Below are 606 nucleotides of genomic sequence, written 5' to 3'. Positions count from 1 at the left end.
GAACGGCAGCGCGACGCCGCCGAGCGCGAGGAGCGGCGGCACGCACAGCGGCGCGACGATCGAGGCGAGCCGCCCGAAGCCCGCCGCGCTGCCGGCGCCCGTTGCGCGCACCCGCGTCGGGTAGAGCTCGGGCGTCACGGCGTAGAGCGCACCCCATGCGCCGAGGTTCGAGAACGACATGAGGGCGCCGAAGACGAGGATCGTCGTGACGGAGTCCGCGGTGCCGAAGAGGCCGGCCGAGACGGCGGATCCCGCGAGGAACACCGCGAGCGTCACGCGCCGCCCCCACCTCTCGACGAGCCAGGCCGACACCGCATAGCCCGGGAGCTGCGCGAGCGTGATGAGGAGCGTGTACTCGAACGACCGCACGAGCGAGAAGCCCTGCGCGACGAGCAGCGTCGGCAGCCAGATGAAGGCGCCGTAGTAGGCGAAGTTGACGCAAAACCACACGATCCAGAGCGAGAGCGTGCGGCGACGAAGGCGCGCGCCGAAGAGGCGCTCGCGGGGCGCGGCGTCGGGCTCGTCGCCGGACGCGTCGACGGCATCGGCGGCGTCCGCGGTCCGGGCCTCGGCCGTCGTCTCGGTGCTGGCGCCCGTCGCCGGATC

At 73.6% G+C, this 606-nt stretch carries 1 protein-coding gene; it reads right to left on the bottom strand.

Annotation, left to right across the window (positions count from 1 at the left end):
- On the bottom strand, nucleotides 1-606 hold a 606-nt coding region (locus tag DZG00_RS16255), incomplete at both ends, for an MFS transporter (RefSeq protein WP_119455862.1).

The sequence above is a fragment of the Clavibacter lycopersici genome (assembly GCF_003576405.1).
Taxonomy (GTDB): domain Bacteria; phylum Actinomycetota; class Actinomycetes; order Actinomycetales; family Microbacteriaceae; genus Clavibacter; species Clavibacter lycopersici.
Note: the sequence above shows the minus strand (reverse complement) of the source record. Positions and strands in the feature narration are given on the sequence as shown.